The 18,827-nt window shown below is 62.4% G+C and carries 20 protein-coding genes; 7 read left to right on the forward strand and 13 right to left on the reverse strand.

Going from position 1 to position 18,827, the window contains the following annotated elements; genetic code table 11:
* Window positions 1-25 precede the first annotated feature (25 nt).
* Both preA and MOV63_RS16095 read right to left on the reverse strand, forming a co-directional pair.
* Window positions 26-1,339, reverse strand: a complete 1,314-nt coding sequence (gene preA / locus MOV63_RS16090) for an NAD-dependent dihydropyrimidine dehydrogenase subunit PreA (protein WP_038544512.1) — start codon at window positions 1,337-1,339, stop codon at window positions 26-28.
* 13 nt (window positions 1,340-1,352) lie between these two features.
* Window positions 1,353-2,738 (reverse strand): NAD(P)-dependent oxidoreductase, encoded by a 1,386-nt coding sequence (locus tag MOV63_RS16095; RefSeq protein ID WP_247034871.1) that lies wholly within the window; start codon window positions 2,736-2,738, stop codon window positions 1,353-1,355.
* A 225-nt stretch (window positions 2,739-2,963) separates the two neighbouring features.
* Between MOV63_RS16095 and MOV63_RS16100 the strand changes: the two genes are divergently transcribed.
* Both MOV63_RS16100 and MOV63_RS16105 read left to right on the forward strand, forming a co-directional pair.
* Complete coding sequence (locus MOV63_RS16100) at window positions 2,964-3,368, forward strand: DUF2325 domain-containing protein (RefSeq protein ID WP_247034872.1); 405 nt, start codon at window positions 2,964-2,966, stop codon at window positions 3,366-3,368.
* Window positions 3,349-3,570: a hypothetical protein gene (locus MOV63_RS16105; RefSeq protein ID WP_247034873.1), complete on the forward strand. Its 222-nt coding sequence runs from the start codon at window positions 3,349-3,351 to the stop codon at window positions 3,568-3,570. The genes MOV63_RS16100 and MOV63_RS16105 overlap by 20 nt, the downstream gene beginning before the upstream one ends.
* Window positions 3,571-3,784: 214 nt before the next feature.
* On the opposite strand, the gene MOV63_RS16110 is transcribed toward MOV63_RS16105, so the two are convergent.
* The 6 genes from MOV63_RS16110 to xylF all read right to left on the reverse strand — a co-directional run bounded on the left by MOV63_RS16110 (window position 3,785) and on the right by xylF (window position 8,425).
* The gene (locus tag MOV63_RS16110) at window positions 3,785-4,105 is read right to left on the reverse strand and encodes a DUF423 domain-containing protein (RefSeq protein ID WP_247034893.1); all 321 of its coding nucleotides are present in this window, start codon (window positions 4,103-4,105) and stop codon (window positions 3,785-3,787) included.
* A 55-nt stretch (window positions 4,106-4,160) separates the two neighbouring features.
* A complete protein-coding gene (locus tag MOV63_RS16115) occupies window positions 4,161-4,550 on the reverse strand; it encodes a group II truncated hemoglobin (protein WP_038544505.1) in 390 nt (129 codons plus the stop codon).
* A 112-nt stretch (window positions 4,551-4,662) separates the two neighbouring features.
* Window positions 4,663-4,842 carry a hypothetical protein gene (locus MOV63_RS16120; protein WP_247034874.1) on the reverse strand — a complete coding sequence of 60 codons (180 nt, stop codon included), beginning with the start codon at window positions 4,840-4,842 and terminating at the stop codon, window positions 4,663-4,665.
* Window positions 4,843-5,076: 234 nt separating this feature from the next.
* On the reverse strand, window positions 5,077-5,862 hold the full coding sequence (locus MOV63_RS16125) for an ATP-binding cassette domain-containing protein (protein ID WP_038544501.1): 786 nt from the start codon (window positions 5,860-5,862) through the stop codon (window positions 5,077-5,079).
* A gap of 14 nt (window positions 5,863-5,876) precedes the next feature.
* The gene (locus MOV63_RS16130) at window positions 5,877-7,202 is read right to left on the reverse strand and encodes a sugar ABC transporter permease (protein WP_038544499.1); all 1,326 of its coding nucleotides are present in this window, start codon (window positions 7,200-7,202) and stop codon (window positions 5,877-5,879) included.
* A gap of 182 nt (window positions 7,203-7,384) precedes the next feature.
* Window positions 7,385-8,425 carry a D-xylose ABC transporter substrate-binding protein gene (gene xylF, locus MOV63_RS16135; protein WP_038544498.1) on the reverse strand — a complete coding sequence of 347 codons (1,041 nt, stop codon included), beginning with the start codon at window positions 8,423-8,425 and terminating at the stop codon, window positions 7,385-7,387.
* Between the two features lie 202 nt (window positions 8,426-8,627).
* On the opposite strand from xylF, the gene MOV63_RS16140 reads away from it, so the two are divergent.
* Complete coding sequence (locus tag MOV63_RS16140) at window positions 8,628-9,854, forward strand: ROK family transcriptional regulator (protein WP_247034875.1); 1,227 nt, start codon at window positions 8,628-8,630, stop codon at window positions 9,852-9,854.
* A gap of 48 nt (window positions 9,855-9,902) precedes the next feature.
* Window positions 9,903-10,115, forward strand: a complete 213-nt coding sequence (locus MOV63_RS16145) for a hypothetical protein (protein WP_038544494.1) — start codon at window positions 9,903-9,905, stop codon at window positions 10,113-10,115.
* A gap of 9 nt (window positions 10,116-10,124) precedes the next feature.
* Here MOV63_RS16145 and MOV63_RS16150 read toward each other — a convergent pair whose 3' ends face one another.
* The 5 genes from MOV63_RS16150 to MOV63_RS16170 form a co-directional block, all read right to left on the reverse strand.
* Window positions 10,125-10,607, reverse strand: coding sequence for a hypothetical protein (locus MOV63_RS16150; RefSeq protein ID WP_038544492.1), 483 nt, complete (start codon window positions 10,605-10,607; stop codon window positions 10,125-10,127).
* A 116-nt stretch (window positions 10,608-10,723) separates the two neighbouring features.
* Window positions 10,724-11,689: a hypothetical protein gene (locus tag MOV63_RS16155; protein WP_247034876.1), complete on the reverse strand. Its 966-nt coding sequence runs from the start codon at window positions 11,687-11,689 to the stop codon at window positions 10,724-10,726.
* A gap of 260 nt (window positions 11,690-11,949) precedes the next feature.
* Window positions 11,950-12,786 (reverse strand): transglutaminase family protein, encoded by an 837-nt coding sequence (locus MOV63_RS16160; RefSeq protein ID WP_247034877.1) that lies wholly within the window; start codon window positions 12,784-12,786, stop codon window positions 11,950-11,952.
* A gap of 27 nt (window positions 12,787-12,813) precedes the next feature.
* Entirely contained in the window at window positions 12,814-13,755 is a 942-nt protein-coding gene (locus MOV63_RS16165; protein ID WP_038544485.1) for an alpha-E domain-containing protein, read from the reverse strand.
* A 12-nt stretch (window positions 13,756-13,767) separates the two neighbouring features.
* Entirely contained in the window at window positions 13,768-15,177 is a 1,410-nt protein-coding gene (locus tag MOV63_RS16170) for a circularly permuted type 2 ATP-grasp protein (RefSeq protein ID WP_038544483.1), read from the reverse strand.
* A 454-nt stretch (window positions 15,178-15,631) separates the two neighbouring features.
* Here MOV63_RS16170 and MOV63_RS16175 point away from each other — a divergent pair, with 454 nt between their 5' ends.
* The 3 genes from MOV63_RS16175 (at window position 15,632) to MOV63_RS16185 (ending at window position 18,690) form a co-directional block, all read left to right on the forward strand.
* On the forward strand, window positions 15,632-16,855 hold the full coding sequence (locus MOV63_RS16175; RefSeq protein ID WP_247034878.1) for an NAD(P)/FAD-dependent oxidoreductase: 1,224 nt from the start codon (window positions 15,632-15,634) through the stop codon (window positions 16,853-16,855).
* A 130-nt stretch (window positions 16,856-16,985) separates the two neighbouring features.
* Entirely contained in the window at window positions 16,986-17,861 is an 876-nt protein-coding gene (locus tag MOV63_RS16180; protein WP_247034894.1) for a DMT family transporter, read from the forward strand.
* A gap of 85 nt (window positions 17,862-17,946) precedes the next feature.
* Entirely contained in the window at window positions 17,947-18,690 is a 744-nt protein-coding gene (locus MOV63_RS16185; protein WP_247034879.1) for an SDR family oxidoreductase, read from the forward strand.
* Window positions 18,691-18,827 lie beyond the last annotated feature (137 nt).

Genomic DNA, 18,827 nt, shown 5'->3' on the forward strand with positions numbered 1-18,827 from the left:
GCCGCCCTCCTGTCTCCCTGCCATTTTACTCCGCGGCCTGCCTTGCCATCGGGTTGTTGGGATGCTGCGTCCAGTTGGCGTAAGTCGGATCGACCACCTTGCCGGTGCGCTTGTCGAGATCGCCGGCGGGCAGCGCTTCCATGGTGATGCAGTTCTCGACGGGACAGACGTTGACGCAGAGATTGCAGCCGACGCATTCCTCTTCCATCACCTCGAAATGGCGCACGCCGTCGACCATGCTGGTGATCGCCTGGTGGGAGGTGTCCTCGCAGGCGATGTGGCAGCGGCCGCACTTGATGCAGGCGTCCTGGTCGATATGCGCCTTGGCGATGTAGTTGAGGTTGAGATACTGCCAGTCGGTGACGTTGGGGACCGCACGACAGATGATGTCGTCAAGCGACTGGTGGCCCTTCTCGTCCATCCAGTCGGAAAGGCCGGTGATCATTTCCTCAACGATCTTGAAGCCGTAGGTCATCGCCGCGGTGCAGACCTGCACATTGCCGGCCCCGAGCGCCAGAAACTCCGCCGCGTCCCGCCAGGTGGTGATGCCGCCGATGCCGGAGATCGGCAGGCCGTAGGTCTCCGGATCGCGGGCGATTTCGGCGACCATGTTGAGCGCGATCGGCTTGACCGCCGGGCCGCAATAACCGCCATGGCTGCCCTTGCCGCCGACCGACGGGTTGGGCGAGAAGGTGTCGAGATCGACGGAGATGATCGACGAGATCGTGTTGATCAGCGACACCGCGTCCGTGCCGCCGCGCTTGGCGGCGCGGGCAGGGTGGCGGATATCGCTGATGTTAGGCGTCAACTTGGTGATGACTGGCATGCGGGTATACTGCTTGCACCAGCGCACTACCATTTCGATATATTCCGGCACCTGGCCGACCGCGGAGCCCATGCCGCGCTCGGACATGCCGTGCGGACAGCCGAAATTGAGCTCGATGCCGTCCACTTCAGTCTCTTCCACCAGCGGCAGGATCGCCTTCCAGGCCTGTTCCTCGCAAGGAACCATGATCGAGGCGACAATCGCCCGGTCCGGCCAGTTCTTCTTCACTTCCTTCATTTCACGAAGGTTGGTGTAGAGGTCGCGGTCGGTGATCAGTTCGATATTGTTCAGGCCGAGCAGGCGGCGATCGGCGCCCCAGATGGCACCATAGCGTGGGCCGTTGACGTTGACGACCGGCGGACCTTCCTCGCCGAGCGTCTTCCAGACCACGCCGCCCCAGCCTGCCTTGAAGGCGCGCTCGACATTGTAGGCTTTGTCGGTCGGCGGCGCGGACGCCAGCCAGAACGGGTTGGGGGATTTGATGCCGACGAAATTGTTGCGGATATCAGCCATATTAGTTCTCCCCTCAAGCCACTGCGGTTGCCGGCTGCGCTGCGGCAGCCAGGGCTTTTACGATGCTTTCTGCGGCGTCGCGTCCTTGCGCGACCGCCGAGACGGTCAGGTCCTCGCCGGTGCCGATGCAGTCGCCGCCGGCCCAGACGCCCTCGATCGAAGCGCGGCCTTCCGGATCGACGACGATCTTGCCCTTTTCGAACTGCAGCGCGCCGAGGCCCGAGGCGGAGAAGGTCTGGCCGATCGCCTTAAAAATCTGGTCGGCGGCGATGACGCCGGTCTCACCGGTGCCGATCAGCTTGCCGTCGCGCATCGCGGTATATTCCACCTCGATGCCGGCGACATGAGTGCCATTGGGGCCGTCCTTGCCGATGATCGATTTCGGCGCCAGCCAGTGGCGGATGATAACGCCGTTGGCGGTCGCCAGATCCTGCTCGTAGGGCGATGCGTTCATGTTTTCCTTGCCGCGGCGATAGCAGATCGTCACCTCTTCGGCGCCGAGCAGTTTTGACTGGATCGCGGCGTCGATGGCAGTCATGCCGCCGCCGAGGACGACGACGCGCCGGCCGATCGGCAGCACGCTCTTGTCCTTCGCCTGGCGAAGGGCGGCGATGAAATCGACCGCGTCCTCGACGCCCGTTAGCGCCTCGCCTTCAATGCCGAGGCCGTTGACGCCGGCAAGGCCCATGCCGAGGAAGACCGCGTCATATTTGGTGGAGAGGTCGGAAAGCGAGAAATCCCGGCCGAGCGCCTGGCCGTTGACGATCTCAATACCGCCGATCGCGGTGACATATTCGACTTCGCGGGCGGCGAAATCATCGACGGCCTTATAGGTGGCGATGCCGTATTCGTTGAGGCCGCCGGCCTTTTCTCGTGCTTCGAGAACGGTGACGGAATGGCCGTGCATGGCAAGCCGGTGCGCGGCGGCAAGGCCGGCAGGGCCTGCGCCGACTACGGCGATCGTTTTGCCGGTCGGAGCCTTGCGGCTATAAAACTGCCGGCCCTGTTCCATGGCGATGTCGGTGGAATAACGCTGCAGCTTGCCGATCTCGACCGGCTTGTCCTCAGCCGTGTTGCGCACGCAGGCCTGTTCGCAGAGCGTTTCGGTGGGACAGACCCGGGCGCACATGCCGCCCAGAATATTCTGGTCGAAGATGGTCTTTGCCGAACCGATCGGATTGCCCGTCTGTATCTGCCTTATGAACAGCGGGATATCGATGGAGGTGGGACAGGCCGTCATGCACGGCGCGTCGTAGCAGAAATAACAGCGATCGGATTCGACCAGCGCCTCGTGCCTGTCGAGACGCGGGTGGAGATCGGCGAAATTCGCCTCATAGTCGGCAGCGGCGAGGCGGCCAGCCTCGATTCCGGCCTTCGGACCGTTTCCCAGTCGTTCCATCCTAAGTTCCCTCTTTTATGGATTCATGGACAACTATTGAGCAAAAGGTACCACAGCGTAAAAATTTATCAAACGGTAAATTTTTGGAAATGGCGGGGCCATATCAGGGCGCCCGATATATCATGATAAAAAGAGTCCACTTTAATCTTTACTCTGAAAATCAACTTTAATATGGTGCCGGCCATCGAGGAACTGCGGTTCAGCAGAATCGGCGGCGAGGGGCATATGGCCAAGAAGCAGAAGCATAAGAGCAGCAATTCCGGCGTGGCACCGAAAGGCGCGGAAACGCGGGGACCGGCTGTCACCGACGTCCGCAGCTTTCTCTATGTCGGCGGCCGTGATTGTCAGGTGGCTCACCTGCGGGAGATCGCCAGCAATTTCGGCGCGGAACTGATCCACCACGACGGCGGTTTGCGCGAGGCGGTTTCCCGCATCGATACCGTGCTGCCCTCGGTCGACTGCGTCTTCTGCCCCATCGACTGTATCAGCCACGATGCGTGTCTGAGGGTGAAGACCGGCTGCAAGAAGTTCGGTGTCGCCTTCGTGCCGCTTCGCAACGGCTCCAAATCCAGTCTGGAGCGGGCGCTCCAGACCATGAAGGAACGCAATGATGAACGAAGAACCTCGTGACGCCAACCTTTTCATCGGCCTGCACAAGCTTGCCGAACAGAATGGCGACGGGCTGGTGCCGGAACTTTATGCGCTGCTGACGAGGCGAGCCGAGGTAGCTGCGGACATGACCAATGTGGTGGTGCTGCCGAAGACGATTCGGGGGTCGGAAACGGAAGTTTCTCCGGCCGAAAGCGCTCGGGTGCTGGCGTTTAAGCGGTAGGCTCAATTGGGGCTCCCTCTTCTCCCCAGCGGGGAGAAGGTGGCCCGAAGGGTCGGATGAGGGGGGCGAAGCCATGTAGGCCCCGAACGCGTGGCCCCCTCATCGCCTCGCTATGCTCGGCACTTCTCCCCGCTGGGGAGAAGAGGGAGTACGCGGGTAGCGCGCCTCCTTTTTCTCCCCTAGTTGGGAGCCGGCGAGTCGGCACAAGGGCGTGCTAAACCTCCCGCGCCCGGAAAAACGCCCCGGCCGCCACGATCAGCCAGCCCAGCATCATCCCCGTTCCCCCTACTGGCGCGGCCATCGGAAACAGCCGGTCACCGAGATAGTGCCGGGAGACCAGGTCACCCGCGAAGACAATCGTGCCGAGACCGAGCACCAGCGCGCCAAGCGTTGCGGTGCGAAAATGCCGGTGGCCGAGATAGAGCCCGAGCAGGACCGGCGCATGCGCAAGGCACATGGTCGAGGCGGAACCGAGGAAAGCCGTATCGCCGCCGTGGCTTGCCGCCGCCGCCAATGCGACGCCGGCCGCGCCCATCAGGCCGCTCACAAACAGAATCAACGGCCTGATATTGTCGAGTCTTTGCAACGGCCTATTCCTTGTTCTGCATGTGGAAAGCCAGCCGCTCGATGGGCGGCCAGATGATCTCGCGCAGTTTCGGGTTTTCGATCGTCTCGTCCATCGCGCGGCGGAAGCAGAGCATCCATTCATCGCGTTCGAGAGGCCCGATCGCCGCCCCGAAATGGCGCGAGCGCAGCCTCGGGTGGCCGTGTTTTTCCACATAGACCGGAGGCCCGCCGAGATAGCCGGTCAGATAATCGTAAAGTTTCGCCTCGCTGCCTTCGAGGCTCGGCGGATGGACCGCGCGGCAATGGGCCGCTTCCGGCAGCGTGTCCATCAGCTCGTAGAATCGCTTCACGAGCGCCCGGACCGTCGCGTCGCCGCCGATCGCGTCATAAAGTGTGATGGTTTCGTCCGCCATGCCCGTTTGGCTCGCTCGTTCGGATCGTCTCAAGCGGTGTTATCGATCCAGGTCCGCACGGGCAAGCGCTACGGCGTCGCAGATGAGGGCCGGAGGATGAATGATGCGCCGGTCAATCGGATCCCGCATCCACCTCTTTCGCATTGGGCTCGGGCAGCGAACCGGCACCGGGCGTTTTGTCCCTGTCGGTCAGATGCTCCTTGGCATGCGGCCCCGCCGGCGGTTGCTGGGCCGTTTTCATCCGCTTTTCCGTGTGTTCGACGGTTTCCTGTGCAGTCCGATCTTCAGCCATGTCCGGTCCTCCGAGATTTCGGTTTCTGAAAAGCCAACGTCGAGGGAGGAGAGGAGTTCCGAGATCCGGCAATCTCCGAACATGCGGCAGCCGGCAATGGCCAGCCGATGGTCGCAGCACGGCGCGATCCGCCTGCAAGCGATAAGGCGGAACCGGGAAAGAGCCCGGTTCCGCCTCTGCGCCACCCCTGATCAGCGGCGGGCTTCAAAGGGTGGGCGCAATTCTGTCTGGCAGTCACACCACCTTCATGGCACCAGGGCCGGGCGTGGCGCCGGGCGGTACCTTGCCGAGGATGATCATCCCGAGCACCTCGTCCTTGGTGACGTCCCCGGTGCGGGCATGGCCGACCACCTTGCCGTTCTTCATCACGAAGACGCGGTCGGCGAGGTCGAAGACGTCGTGGATGTCGTGGCTGATCAGGAAGATGCCGATGCCTTCCCGCTTCAGCTGCTTGATGAGGTCGCCCACCTGCGCCGTCTCCTGGGGTCCGAGCGCTGCAGTCGGCTCGTCCATGATCAGGATGCGGGCGTCGAACAGGATCGCGCGGGCGATCGCCACCGATTGCCGCTGGCCGCCGGAAAGCGCCTTCACAGGCTCCTTGAACCGCTTGAAATTGGGGTTGAGACGGCCCATCACCTCGCGGGCGCTGGCCTCCATGGCGACGTCGTCGAGCGTGCCCCATTTTGTCTGGAGCTCGCGGCCGAGATAGAGGTTTGCGGCGGCATCGACATTGTCGGCGACGGCGAGCGTCTGGTAGATTGTCTCGATGCCGTATTTCTTGGCGTCGCGCGGGTTGCGGATGTCAACGGTCTCGCCGTTGATCATGATGTCGCCGTTGTCGCGCTTGTAGGCGCCCGACAGGATCTTGATCAGCGTCGATTTGCCGGCGCCGTTATGGCCGAGCAGGGCCACGACCTCGCCGGGGAAAAGATCGACCGAGGCATTCTCGACTGCATGGATCCCGCCGAAGGAGATGGAAATGTTCTTCATTTCCACGAGCGGAGTGGTTTGTTCCGTCACGATGAAAACTCCTGTTATTTGGCGCGAGAGCGATAGACGGTGTCGAGCCAGACGGCGGTGACGAGCACCATGCCGACGACGATGCGCTGGAATGGCGAGTCGATGCCGAGCAGCACCATGCCGGACTGAAGCGACTGCATGACGAGCGCGCCGAGCATGGCGCCGGCGATCGACCCCATGCCGCCGGCAAGCGAAGTGCCGCCGATCACGGCTGCGGCGATCGTGTAGAGTTCGTCGAGCTCCCCTTGCGCATTGGTGGCGGCGTTGAGGCGGGCGGTGGAGATCGCCGCGGCGATGGCGCAGAGCACACCCATCAGCGCGAAGATCTTGACCGTCACCCAGCGGGTCTTGATGCCCGCGAGTTCCGCGGCTTCGGGATTGCCGCCGATCGCGAAGACATAGCGGCCGAAGCGCAGGCGGGTGGCGATGAAGGTCATGACGATGCCGACCGCGATTGCCATCAGCACCGGGATGGCGATCCCTTGGGAGATCAGCAGGCCGCCTTCCGGCCAGGCAATGTTGTTTGCCTCGGCGTAACGGCGGGCGATGGCGATCGGCCAGTAATAATCATTGGCGATCGACACCGCGCCAAGCACGACGATGCAGCCGAGCGCGACCAGCACGTATTCGGCCCAGATCGGCCGGCGCGGGAAGGAGAAGCGCTTGCGCTGGCGGCGGGCGTTGATGATCGCTGCGATGATGGCGAGACAGGCGATGATGCCGACGATCCAGCTCCAGGTGGCGCCGATCGAGCCTTCGGTGCCGCCGCCCATCAGGCGGAAGTTGACGTCCATCGGCGCAACGGTCTGGCCGCTCGTCACGAACCAGGTGGCGCCACGCCAGATGAGCAGGCCGCCGAGCGTGACGATGAACGAGGGCACGCCGAGAAAGGCGATGATGGAGCCCTGCAGCGTACCGATCAGCGCTCCGATGGCGATGCCGCCGGCCAGGGTGATGATCCAGATCGCCGGGTGGTTGAAGCCGAACAGCTCCGGCAGAAGCCTTGCCTGCAGCACCCCCATGACCATGCCGGTGAAACCGAGGATCGAGCCGACCGAAAGGTCGATGTTGCGGGTGACGATGACAAGCACCATGCCGGTCGCCATGACGGCGACCGAGGCGGTCTGCACCGAGAGGTTCCAGAGGTTGCGCGGCGTCAGGAAAAGGCCGCCCGTCAGGATATGGAACCCGACCCAGATGATCAGCAGCGCGCCAATCATGCCGAGCATGCGTGTGTCGATCTCGGTCGCGCGGAAGAAGCGGGCAACGAAACTGCCTTCCGCCTGTCCTGCCGCTCCCGATGTCTTGGAATTCGTTGTGGACTGTATCGTCTCGGCCATTTTTTGCCGTTCCCCACTTTTGCGAGGCGCTGCGGTTCGAAAAAATCGAGCCGGACCGCGCCTGCGCGACGTTCAGCCACCGGGTAATCCTTCGTGCGGCCGCGCCATCTTACGCCGAAAACCGACGCCGCGGCAGAAGTGCTGCGGCGTCGGTGAGTTTATCGTCTGCGGACAGCCATGCGTTACTTGCAGGCAGCCACTGCGCCGGCCTTGACGCCCTGGCAGGCTTCAGCCTTGCTGATCCAGCCTGCTTCGATGACGACGTTGAGGTTGTCCTTGGTGATTGCCTGCGGCTTCAGGAAGACCGACTGCATCTTCACCTTCTTCGGACCGCCTTCGAAGGTCTGGACGCCCTTGATCTCGGTCAGCTTCTTGCCGCCGGCAAGTGCCAGAGCGATTTCAGCGGCGTTCTTGCCGAGTTCTCGGCTGTCCTTCCAGACGGATACCGTCTGGGTGCCGAGAGCCACGCGGTTCAGGGCTGCCTTGTCGGCGTCCTGGCCGGAGACCGGAACCGAACCTGCCAACCCCTGAGCGTCGAGCGCTGCGATCGCACCGCCGGCAGTGCCGTCGTTGGATGCGACGACCGCGTCGACCTTGTTGTTGTTCTTGGTCAGGAACTGTTCCATGTTCTTCTGGGCATTTTCGGGCTTCCAGCCGTCGGTATAGGCTTCGCCGACATTCTTGATCTTGCCGCCGTCGACTGCAGCCTTCAGCACTTCCATCTGGCCGGCAAACAGGAAGTCGGCGTTCGGATCGGAAGAAGAGCCCTTGATGAAGACGTAGTTGCCTTCAGGCTTTGCCTTGAAGACGCCCTGCGCCTGCAGGCGGCCGACTTCCTTGTTGTCGAAGGTGATGTAGAACGCGGCCGGATTTTCGATCAGGCGGTCGTAACCGACGACCGGAATGCCCTCGGCTGCAGCCTTTTCGACGGCAGGGCCGATGGCGCTCGAATCCTGCGCCAGAACGATCAGGGCATTGGCACCCTGGGAGATCAGCGATTCGACGTCGGTAAGCTGCTTTGCGGCAGACGACTGGGCGTCGGCCGAGATGTATTTTGCGCCGGCGGCTTCAAGAGCCTTCTTGATCGCGGCTTCGTCGGTCTTCCAGCGTTCTTCCTGGAAGTTCGACCAGGAAACGCCGACGACGAGATTGGCCGCCATGGTGGCGGAATGCATGGAAACGAGGATGGCCGCGCCGGCCATCAGCTTTACGAATGATCTCATAATGTCCTCCCGAGTGACGGCGGATGGGCGCTAGCCTCCGTGCTCTCCCCCCCGCCAGATAATCTGCCGGAGAAAGCGTCCAAGCTTTTTTCTCGACAGTCGAGAAATTAGATGTCAGAGATTCCGTGGGCTGTCAATCGGCACTTGTGGAGGGCGAGGCACTGCCGTATCGACAGATGGAGTGAGGGAGGCGGCAGGCGGAATGCTGGCGAAATCGAGCACGGAACTGGTCCGGCAGCAGAACAGCGCGCTCGTGCTGTCTGCGCTGCGTCGCCACGGCCGGCTCGCGCACACGGAAATCTCGGATGCCACCGGGCTGGCGTCGGCGACGATCTCCTCGATCACCGCCGATCTGGAACGCGCCCGCATCATCGAAAAGAGCGAGCAGCAGGCGACTGTCGGCCGTGGGCGGCCGCGCGTGCTGTTCAGCCAGCGGCGCAATTGCGGTTATCTTATCACCGTCATCATCTCATCGGACCTGATCCAGTATTCGCTGGTCGATTATGCCGGCACGCTGCTCGACCGGTTCAGCGAACCGCGCGGCGAGGGCGGCACTGCGGCCTTTCTCGCAGCCATCTCGGCGGCGCTCGAACGGGCCGTGGAACGCTCGCGCATCGATCGCGGCAGCGTTCTGCTGGTCTCGGTCAGTAGCAAAGGACTGGCGCATCCGAGCGATCCGGTGCTTGTCTGGTCGCCGGTCTTCGGTTCCCAGCCCGTCGATTTTGCCGCGGCGCTGAAAGAAGGCTGGCAGGCCAAGGTCATCCTCAACAACGAGACGCTGCTTGTGGCCGGCGCGCTGCTCGAACGTCAGGTGAAGACGGAAGGCGGCGGCAAGCCCGTTCTCGCGGCGCTCTCGCTCGGGCACAGCATCGGGCTCGGGATCGCGCGCCGGGTCGCCGGCGGGGTTCCTGAAATCTCCGCGCCCAATTTCGGGCACATGCTGCATATGCCGAACGGCGGGCTTTGTCGCTGCGGCGCGCGCGGCTGCGTCGAGGCCTATGCCGGTTTCTACGCCATCCTGCGCGCCGCCTTCGAGGTGCCGGTGGATACGATCCCCGCGAAATTCGTGCCGGTCGCCGAAATCGACAAGATCGCCGCCCGGGCCCGGCAAGGCAATCGCATGGCGCAGCTCGCATTCCGCCACGCGGGCGCTGCGCTGGGCTTCGGTCTCTCGCGGCTGCTCAGCCTGCATGGCCATATGCCGGTCTTCATCACCGGTCCCGGCACCCGCTATCAGGATCTGCTGCAGGCGGGCATAGAGGAGGGACTGACGCAGACGCATGTGGTGCGGCTCGGCGGCATGCCGGGCCTGACCATCGTGCCGGACGAACCCTCGCTGGTATTCGAGGGGCATCTCAACCTTGCATTTTCGATCGTCGACCAGGATATCATCGGTTCGCGCCAGAGCATGCAGGCCGCCGGGGAATGACCGATTGCGAGTGACTGGTGGCAAAACGACTGGCCGGGAGTGAAGACCATGATCGATCCGAACCATCCCTTTTACGAGCCGCTTTGGCGCCGGGTATTGATCCCGGCGGTCTGTGCCGCCTGGGCGATTTTCGAACTGGTCGCCGGAGAACCCTTCTGGGCGATCATCGTCGGCGCCATGGGTGTTTACGCCGGCTACAAGCTGTTCATCGAAAAGAAAAAGCCGCCGGTCGAGAAGCCCGCCGACGACCCGCAGGACTAAGCTTTTTTCCTAGCGCCAGAAGAGCCCCTTGATCGCCGTGTCGATCAGGAAGTTGGCGGTCTTCATGCGGGTATTGGCGTTTTCCCGGAATTCCGGGGCGACGCCGTCCGGATGGTTGGCCTTGGCGAAATGCCGCCGTTTCTCGGCAAGCGTCGCTTCCGTATCGGCAGCCGTGATGGCGAGCTCCGCAGCGATCTCCTCGGTTGTCAGCCGCAGCAGATGGGCGGGAATGATCGGCGGCGCCGGCTGCTCTTGCGGTTCATCTTCCGCCCGCATCGATTCGATCTCGATCTCGGCGACATCGGGAAGGAAGGCGAAATAGGCTTCGGTCCCGGTTGCTGTCGCCACTGGACCGTCATCCGTCGGCGCGACGAAACCCATGCCGAGCCCCTTGATGCGGAAGCCCGTGCCTGCCTCTTCGCTGTCGTCTTCGCCGTGCTCCTGCTTCAGCCGCGTCAGCACCGACTGGAAGACCGATTGCCCAAACAGCATGCGCCACCTCTTTTATGGGGCGGGACTAGACCATGCGGAGATGGCGTCGAGCTTGCGGACATATTGATGTGTGATGGGATGAGCCCCGTCGGGGCTCATCGAGCCGGAAGGGTCGCTCAGCGCACGACGGGTTCGCCGTGATATCTGCGCTTCGAGGGTTTCGATACGCCGAACCCGACTTCCATCATGAGCCGAGGGTGATATTTTGCGACCGTCCCCATGTGGAAGCCGAAGGGATCTTCGACGAACCCGTAGCCCGCCTTGCCGGTCAGGGTGACGGCGCTCTCCTCTCCGTAAAATTCGAGCACTTCTTCCGCCGGATGCCCCACGAGCAGGGTCAACTGGTGCTTGAGGCGCCGCTTGTTATGGCTGCCGCGCATATAGACATGCGGTCCCGCATCCTCATCGACATTCGACAGATAGAAAAAGAATTTCAACATCCGCCAGTCGTCGAGATCGAAATGAAACTTGAACGACGCACGGCTGAGGTCGGCCTCGGAAGCGGATTGAGTGGGAAAGCTCCACCACGTCCGCGTGGTGATCAGCTTGGCTTCACCGCCCAGATAGTGGCGTGCGATATCCAGAAGAAGAGGATCCTGCTGCACCGCGACCGCCGCCTCGCAACTGGCGATCCTTTCGAAATGGTGGCCGCTCAGGATCGCTCGACCGAATCGGCGTTCCGCTTCCGCATGTTCGTCCGCCCGGAATTCGAGTTTCCGTTCGAAGTTACCGAAGCAAGGGGTTTCGGATGCAAAACGGGCGATCTCCTGCCGAATCGGATCGGGAAGGATGAGTCCGGTGAAGATTCCGCTTCGTCTGAGTTCGTCAGCAACCTTATCGGCTTCGATGTCGCCGAACATCGATGTTGCCATCGGCGCAGACTTCGAGACGCGCCGGGCAGTCAGCCAATGGGCTCGCCTGAACGGAATTGTCCGGGCCAAAAGGAACATGGGGAGCCAAGCCGGGTTTTCCCGCAGGTCGGTGAAATAGGTGGGCAGGCGTGCGGCCATTCGCCGGAAAGTTCCGCCATGGCGCGCGATGGATTCGAGATCCTGCGGCTTGGTTTTGGACGTCTCAAGCATCTGGTATCCTCATTCAGGCATGGCATTGCCATGCGTTTCGGTAACCCGCAGCCCCGCGCAATGTAGGCAGCAATAGTCCATGCCGCAATGCAGCATAGATTGCCGCCTTCCGGATCTTCAACCCTTGAACTGCTTGTGAAATCGGGAACGCCGTCCACGGTTAACAAACCGTTGTGCCGCAGGACGGGCTGAATCGATGATCTTACGGCCTGCCGAGAACGCCTGCCATGTCGGACGGCGTCCTCGGCTTGGCGCGTTTGTCACTCCTGGGATTGCGTCTGGCCCTGCTGGCTTTGGCTTTGGCTTTGCGCCACCGTCAGCGAAACCTTGAGGTTTTCGCTGGCCGGACCGAGGCGCATGCCGGAGACGGGCGCGCAGTCGCGGTAGCAGAGGCCGGATGCGACCCGCACGTAGCTGTCGTTCGGGCAGATCTTGTTCGACGTGTCGAAACCGACCCAGCCGAGGCCCGGCAGATGCACTTCCGCCCAGGCGTGGGTCGCCGCCTGTTCGGTCTCGCCTTCCATCAGCAGGTAGCCGGAAATGTAGCGCGCCGGGATATCCAGCAGCCGGGCGGCAGCGATGAATATATGAGTGTGGTCCTGGCAGACGCCGGTCCTTGCCTCCAGAGCCTGTTCGGCGGTCGTCTCGGTGCCGGTCGCGCCCGGAACATAGGCAACGGTCTCGTGGATCTTCTCCATCAGCGCGTGCATCCTGGCAAGCTCGCTGTCGCCCTCGAGGCTTTTGGTAAGCTCGCGGATGAGCTTGCCAGGCTTGGTCAGCGCCGTCTCGCGCAGGAACAGCCAGAGTGGACAGAAACCCTGGTGCGGACCGAAGACGCCGGCGCGGTCCTGGGTCTCCACCTCGCCGGACGCGGTGATGCGGATCGTGTGCTCGGTGCCTTCGGTGGAGACCAGTTCGACGCGGTTGCCGAACTGGTCGGCATAACCCGCCTCGATCTTGGCGCCGTCGACTGTGATCGACCAGTTGATGACTTTCTGGCCGGGGCCGTCGGTTGGGGTCAGCCTGAGCCGCTGCAGCGAATAGGGTACCGGCTCGTCGTAGAGATATTCGGTCGTATGGGAAATCTTCAGCCGCATGTGCGGTAAATCCTGTGCCTGTTGGCTTTACTGGTAAAAGCGGTAGCCGTCGGAGATTTCGGCGCTGAGCTGGTTGTTGCGGCTGACGAAATCCTCCAGGAATTCGTGCAGGCCCTGGTCCATGATGTCGGAGATCGAGCCGCGCTTCAGCGTCGAGCGGATCGCCGCCGCGGTCTCATGCGCCTTCAGTCGTTCATCGTAGGTTTGCGCCAGATAATCGAGATTGTTGGTGATCTTCTCGTAGCAGTAAGCCAGCGAGCGCGGCATCTGGACTTTCAGGATCAGGAAATCGGCGATGTTGGCAGATTGATATTCGCCGTCATAGACCCAGCCGTAGGAACGGTGGGCCGAGACCGAGCGCAGTATCGATTCCCATTGGTAGTTGTCGAGCTTCGAGCCGACCTGGCTGATCGCCGGCAGCAGCACGTAATATTTCACGTCGAGGATGCGGCTGGTGTTGTCGGCGCGTTCGATGAAGGTGCCGATGCGCGAGAAATTGTAGAGGTCGTTTCTCAGCATCGAACCGTGGAAGGCGCCGCGGATCAGGCCGCAGCGGTGCTTGATGACATCGATCAGTTCGGGCAGGTCGGTCGCCTTCTGCTTGCGGGCGAGCCGGGCTTTGAGGTCGATCCAGCATTCGTTGGTCGCCTCCCAGGTCTCGCGGGTCAGCGCCGTGCGCACCATGCGGGCATTGTTGCGTCCGAATTCGATGCAGGACATGACGCTCGACGGGTTGGCCTGGTCGCGCAGCAGGTAATCGATGGCGTCGGCCGCCGTCAGTTCGGTGTGCACTTCCGAATAGGCTTCGCGCACGCCCGCACTTTCGAGCACGCCGTGCCAGTCCTCGTCGGAGGAGCCGGCGCGGGTCAGCGACACGCGCAGGCCGGCATCGACGAGGCGGGCGATATTTTCTGCCCGCTCGATGTAACGGAACATCCAGTAAAGGCCGTTTGCAGTTCTTCCGAGCATGTCTCTACGACCTCAATCTTCCAGTACCCAGGTGTCCTTGGTGCCGCCGCCCTGGCTGGAATTGACCACCAGCGACCCCTGTTTCAGGGCCACGCGGGTCAAGCCGCCGGGGATGATCTTCACCTTGTCGGAAACGAGCACATAGGGACGCAGGTCGACGTGGCGGGGAGCAATCCCCTTGTTGACGAAGATCGGCACGGTGGACAGCGCCAGCGTCGGCTGGGCGATGTAGTTATCGGGCCTGGCCGCCAGCTTCTCTGCAAAGTCGGTGCGCTCCTTCTTGCTTGCCGTCGGGCCGACGAGCATGCCGTATCCGCCGGACCCGTGCACCTCCTTGATGACCAGTTCCTCGATGTGCTCCAGCACGTATCTGAGGCTGTCGGGCTCGGAACAGCGCCAGGTTGGCACGTTTTCGAGCAGCGCCTTGCGGCCCGTATAAAATTCGACGATCTCGGGCATGTAGGAATAGATCGCCTTGTCGTCGCAGATGCCGGTGCCGGGAGCGTTGGCGATGGTGATGTTGCCGGCGCGATAGACGTCCATGATGCCGGGAATGCCGAGCGCCGAATCGGCGCGGAAAGTCATCGGATCGAGGAAGTCGTCGTCGACGCGGCGGTAAAGGACGTCGATTGCCTCGTAGCCGCGTGTGGTGCGCATCTTGACGCGGCCGTCGATGACGCGCAGGTCGCCGCCCTCGACGAGTTCGACGCCCATCTGGTCGGCGAGGAACGAGTGTTCGTAATAGGCCGAGTTGAAGATGCCGGGCGTCAGTACCGCGACGCGGGGCCGGCCGTTGCAGCCGGGAGGGGCAAGCGAGGCGAGCGACTGGCGCAGCAGCCGCGGATAGTCCTCGACCCGCTGCACCTTGTTCAGCGCAAACAGTTCCGGGAACATCTGCATCATGGTTTCCCGGTTTTCCAGCATGTAGGAAACCCCGGACGGCGTGCGGGCATTGTCCTCCAACACGTAGAACTGGTCCTCGCCGGTACGCACGATATCGGTGCCGACGATGTGGGTATAGACGCCGCCGGGCGGCTTGAAGCCGATCATTTCGGGGAGGAAGGTGACGTTCCTCTCGATCAGCGCGCGGGGAATGCGGCCGGCCTTGATGATCTCCTGCTTGTGGTAGATGTCGTCGAGGAAGGCGTTGAGCGCCAGAACCCGCTGCTCGATGCCCTGAGCCAGCTTGCGCCATTCACGGGCGGAGATGATGCGGGGAATGATATCGAAGGGGATGAGCTTTTCGGAACTGTCCGCGTGTCCGTAGACCGCGAATGTGATGCCCGTCCTTCTGAATATGTTTTCCGCATCCTGGGTCTTGCGGATCAGGTGTGCAGCATCCTGACTGGCATACCATTCGTGATAGGTCTTGTATGGCGGTCGCGGAAGGTTTTCCGCAGTCAACATTTCATCAAATGCCAAAGGCGCATTCCCCTTTTTTGGCCATAAGAATACAACGGTGAGGGCAATGCAAGAACTGTGCGCAATTGGCGGGAAAAGAATTCCGCGCATCAGAAAAATACAGTTTCGATGCTCCCCGACCAGTAAATGCGCTGATTCCGGTGCTCGGCAAGCTCCCTACTTTAGAAGGAGGTGAATAAATCTCCTGCCTTGAAAAACATCAGCTGCCTAAGCGCTGATCAAATGCTGTCCAGCTTGCGTCGATTGAGCTCAAGTTTGCGAGTGATCGCGAGGTCGGTTTCCCCAATTCTGCTGGTTGACAGAGTTTCGGCCATTTCGCATAAGGAAGCCGGACGTGCAAAAGTCACGGCCCGGTCGGTAGTCCGGGTGACGCTTTGCGTTCGTATAAGGGTTCGCTCATGGGGAGCGGGCACATCCTGTACGTCCTTTTCCGATCACGGAAGAGGAGCGTCCTATGTCTAAACTTAAAGTTATTATTGCTGGTGCCGGTCTCGGCGGGCTTTGCCTTGCGCAAATACTGCGTCGCGCCGATGTCGAGGTGGAAATCTTCGAAAGCGATTCCGGTCCCTGGGATCGCCCTCAGGGCTATCGCCTGCATATCGACCGGGATGGGGTGAACGCCCTCAGGGAAGTCCTGCCTGCAAATCTGTATCGGCTTTTCGAAGCGACCGCGATGCGGCCACTGCCGTACACCACGATTGTCGATACGACCCTCAAGGAATTGCGGCGGATACCGAGCGGCGGGCACGACAGGACGCCGCGGCATTGGCTTGCTGATGGCGGTCCGCAGCATATCAACGTCAATCGCGCCACCTTGCGGCATATCCTTCTGACCGGCCTGCAGGACGTTTGCCGATTCGGCGCCCGAATGCTGCGCTATGAAACGGATGCCGAAGGGGTAACCGCGGTGTTTGCCGACGGCAGCACCGCACGAGGCGACATTCTGGTCGGTGCCGACGGGATCCGCTCTGCGGTGCGCCGGCAGCGACTGCCCGAGGCGCGCATTATGGATACCGGAGTGCGCGCCATCTACGGCCGTATTCCGATCGAAAAGGCTCGCCACCACCTGCCCGAACACGTTCTTGCCAACGTCTTCACCGTCGCCTCCGATGACCGGCGGGTGTTCCTCGGGCTGGGGCCGGTGATTTTCCCGACCCGTCCGGACGCCGCCTCCGACAGGATCGCGCCGGAGGCAGGGCTTTTCGGCCAGGACGACTATGTCGTCTGCATCGTCGGCGGCCGCCGTGAATATTTCCCCGGCGAGGATGCGATGCTGCGACAGGCCGGCAGCCCGGCGCTTCAGGCCCTTGCGATCAAGATGCTGGAGGAGTGGCCGGCGGCTGCCGGGGCCATTCCGGCTCAGGGAGACCCTTCCTCCTTTTTCTCGATCGAGATGCATACGAGCGTTCCCTGCGATCTCGGAGAGACGTCTCGGGTGACGCTTCTCGGCGACGCCATCCATGCGATGACGCCGACGCTCGGACGTGGGGCCAACGTCGCGATGCGCGACGCGGCGCTGCTCGGACACGCAATTATTGCCGTGGAACGCGGCGAGGTCGGCCTTGCCCTGGCGCTTACTGCCTATGAGCGGGAGATGGCCAGTTACGGTTTCGGCGTGGTGCGAGAGTCGGCCTTCATCGGGCAAGGGCTGATGGGACAGGATCCGCTTGCCGCGTGACGATTTCCCTTCTCTCAATCGGCGTTCATCGCAATCATCAGTTTTTCTGCTTTGACGATGAAACGAGGTGGGAATAAGCAGGCGGCTTCCACGAAAGCGGCCGCTGCCGAAATCTCCGCCGGACATCCCCATCATGCTCGACCGCCTGGCTCCGGCCCTTTTTGTCCTCCTCTGGTCCACGGGCTGGCTCGTCGCGAAATACGCGGCGAAACACGCCGATCCCTTGACGTTTCTGGCCGGGCGACATGCACTCGCCGCCGCGGCGTTTTTCGTGGTCTGCCTGGTCACAAAGGCAAAATGGCCGAAGAGCCGTGCCCAGGTCGGCCATGCGATGTTCTCGGGCGTCTTCCTGCACGGACTTTATCTTGCGGGCGTCTGGTATGCGATTGCGCAGGGCGTGCCGGCCGGTCTTTCCGGCATTATCGCCGGGCTGCAGCCGCTGCTGACCGCCATGGTCGCGCCGCTTTTCCTCGGAGAGCGCCTCAAGCCGTTGCAGAAGATCGGCCTGGCGCTTGGTTTTGCCGGCATTCTGATCGCGATCTCGCCGCAGCTTCTCGACCTCTTCGAGCGCGGGCTGGCTGGACTTGCGGTTCCGGTGCTGATCAACCTCGTCGCCATGGCGTCGGTCACATACGGCACGCTCTACCAGAAGCGGCACCTGCAGGAGGGCGACCTGTTCTCGATCGCCACGCTGCAATTCGTCGGCGCGCTGATCGTCACCATCCCGCTGGCGCTCAGCCTTGAAAACCTGCGCTTCGACTGGACGCATGAGGCGATCTTCGCCATGGCCTGGTCGGTCCTCGGCCTGTCCATGGGCGCGGTCGGCTTGCTGCTCTATCTTATCCGCCGCGGCCAGGTGTCACGCGCCGCCTCGCTCATCTACCTGATGCCCCCGGTGGTGGCGATCGAGGCGGCCATCCTTTTCGGAGAACCGCTGACCCTGCCGATGATCGTCGGCACGGTGATCGTGGTGGCGGGCGTCTACATGGTGAACCGAAAGGCCTGAGGGAGTTTTTAATTCGGTCAGGAATCGGGTGTCGATGGGAGACGGGCAGCCTTAGACAGCGGATGTAACCAACAGGAGGTACATCATGCTATCCGACAAAGTTGCTATCGTCACCGGCGCATCGAGCGGCATCGGCCGGGCCGCTGCCCTTCTTTTCGCCCGGGAAGGGGCTGCCGTTGTTGCCAACGCGCGAGGCGAGGCGGAATTGCAAAAACTCATTTCCGAGATCGAGACGGCCGGCGGCCGTGCGGTTGCCGTGGCAGGCGATGTCGCGGAGGAGGAGACCCACCGGGCATTGCTCGAAGTAGCGCTTGGCCGATTCGGCGGTCTCGACATCGCCTTGAACAATGCCGGCACGGTCGGCCCCTATAAGCCGCTCGGCGAGGTGACGCTGGAGGAATGGCAGCATACCCTGGCCATGAACCTCACGAGCGCCTTCCTCGGCGCCCGTTTGCAGATCCCGGCGATGCTCGAACGCGGCGGCGGATCGATCATCTTCACCTCCACCTTCGTCGGCACCAGCGTCGGCATCCCCGGCATGGGGACTTATGGCGCATCGAAGGCCGGGATCATGGGTTTGGTGAAAGGGATTACGGCCGACTACGGAGCGCGCGGCATACGCGCCAATGCGCTGCTGCCCGGCGGCACGGACACCCCGATGGCCGGCGACGCGGCGCAAAAGGAATGGGCGGCGGGCCTGCATGCCCTCAAGCGCATCGCCCAGCCTGAAGAAATCGCCCGGGCCGCACTTTTCCTGGCGAGCCCGATGGCGAGCTTCGTGGCAGGGTCCGCGCTCTATGCGGATGGCGGGAACGCTGCGGTCAAATGACAAAAAAGAGGCCGCGCGACGGGCCGTCAGACTGCTGACAAACCCCTGGCGTGGTCCGGGGGTTTGTGATTCATTGGGACATGTTGAAGAAACCTGCCCCTTGCCAGACGGCTCTTGAGATGGTGACGCTCGAGGGT

Source organism: Neorhizobium sp. SHOUNA12A (assembly GCF_023006505.1).
Lineage (GTDB): Bacteria > Pseudomonadota > Alphaproteobacteria > Rhizobiales > Rhizobiaceae > Neorhizobium.

Bases quoted from the DNA above. Each gene is read 5' to 3' on its own strand.
- preA (WP_038544512.1), bottom strand. From the start codon at position 1,339: ATGGCTGATATCCGCAACAATTTCGTCGGCATCAAATCCCCCAACCCG.
- MOV63_RS16095 (WP_247034871.1), bottom strand. From the start codon at position 2,738: ATGGAACGACTGGGAAACGGTCCGAAGGCCGGAATCGAGGCTGGCCGC.
- MOV63_RS16100 (WP_247034872.1), top strand. From the start codon at position 2,964: ATGGCCAAGAAGCAGAAGCATAAGAGCAGCAATTCCGGCGTGGCACCG.
- MOV63_RS16105 (WP_247034873.1), top strand. From the start codon at position 3,349: ATGAACGAAGAACCTCGTGACGCCAACCTTTTCATCGGCCTGCACAAG.
- MOV63_RS16110 (WP_247034893.1), bottom strand. From the start codon at position 4,105: ATGGGCGCGGCCGGCGTCGCATTGGCGGCGGCGGCAAGCCACGGCGGC.
- MOV63_RS16115 (WP_038544505.1), bottom strand. From the start codon at position 4,550: ATGGCGGACGAAACCATCACACTTTATGACGCGATCGGCGGCGACGCG.
- MOV63_RS16120 (WP_247034874.1), bottom strand. From the start codon at position 4,842: ATGGCTGAAGATCGGACTGCACAGGAAACCGTCGAACACACGGAAAAG.
- MOV63_RS16130 (WP_038544499.1), bottom strand. From the start codon at position 7,202: ATGGCCGAGACGATACAGTCCACAACGAATTCCAAGACATCGGGAGCG.
- xylF (WP_038544498.1), bottom strand. From the start codon at position 8,425: ATGAGATCATTCGTAAAGCTGATGGCCGGCGCGGCCATCCTCGTTTCC.
- MOV63_RS16140 (WP_247034875.1), top strand. From the start codon at position 8,628: ATGCTGGCGAAATCGAGCACGGAACTGGTCCGGCAGCAGAACAGCGCG.
- MOV63_RS16145 (WP_038544494.1), top strand. From the start codon at position 9,903: ATGATCGATCCGAACCATCCCTTTTACGAGCCGCTTTGGCGCCGGGTA.
- MOV63_RS16150 (WP_038544492.1), bottom strand. From the start codon at position 10,607: ATGCTGTTTGGGCAATCGGTCTTCCAGTCGGTGCTGACGCGGCTGAAG.
- MOV63_RS16155 (WP_247034876.1), bottom strand. From the start codon at position 11,689: ATGCTTGAGACGTCCAAAACCAAGCCGCAGGATCTCGAATCCATCGCG.
- MOV63_RS16160 (WP_247034877.1), bottom strand. From the start codon at position 12,786: ATGCGGCTGAAGATTTCCCATACGACCGAATATCTCTACGACGAGCCG.
- MOV63_RS16165 (WP_038544485.1), bottom strand. From the start codon at position 13,755: ATGCTCGGAAGAACTGCAAACGGCCTTTACTGGATGTTCCGTTACATC.
- MOV63_RS16175 (WP_247034878.1), top strand. From the start codon at position 15,632: ATGTCTAAACTTAAAGTTATTATTGCTGGTGCCGGTCTCGGCGGGCTT.
- MOV63_RS16185 (WP_247034879.1), top strand. From the start codon at position 17,947: ATGCTATCCGACAAAGTTGCTATCGTCACCGGCGCATCGAGCGGCATC.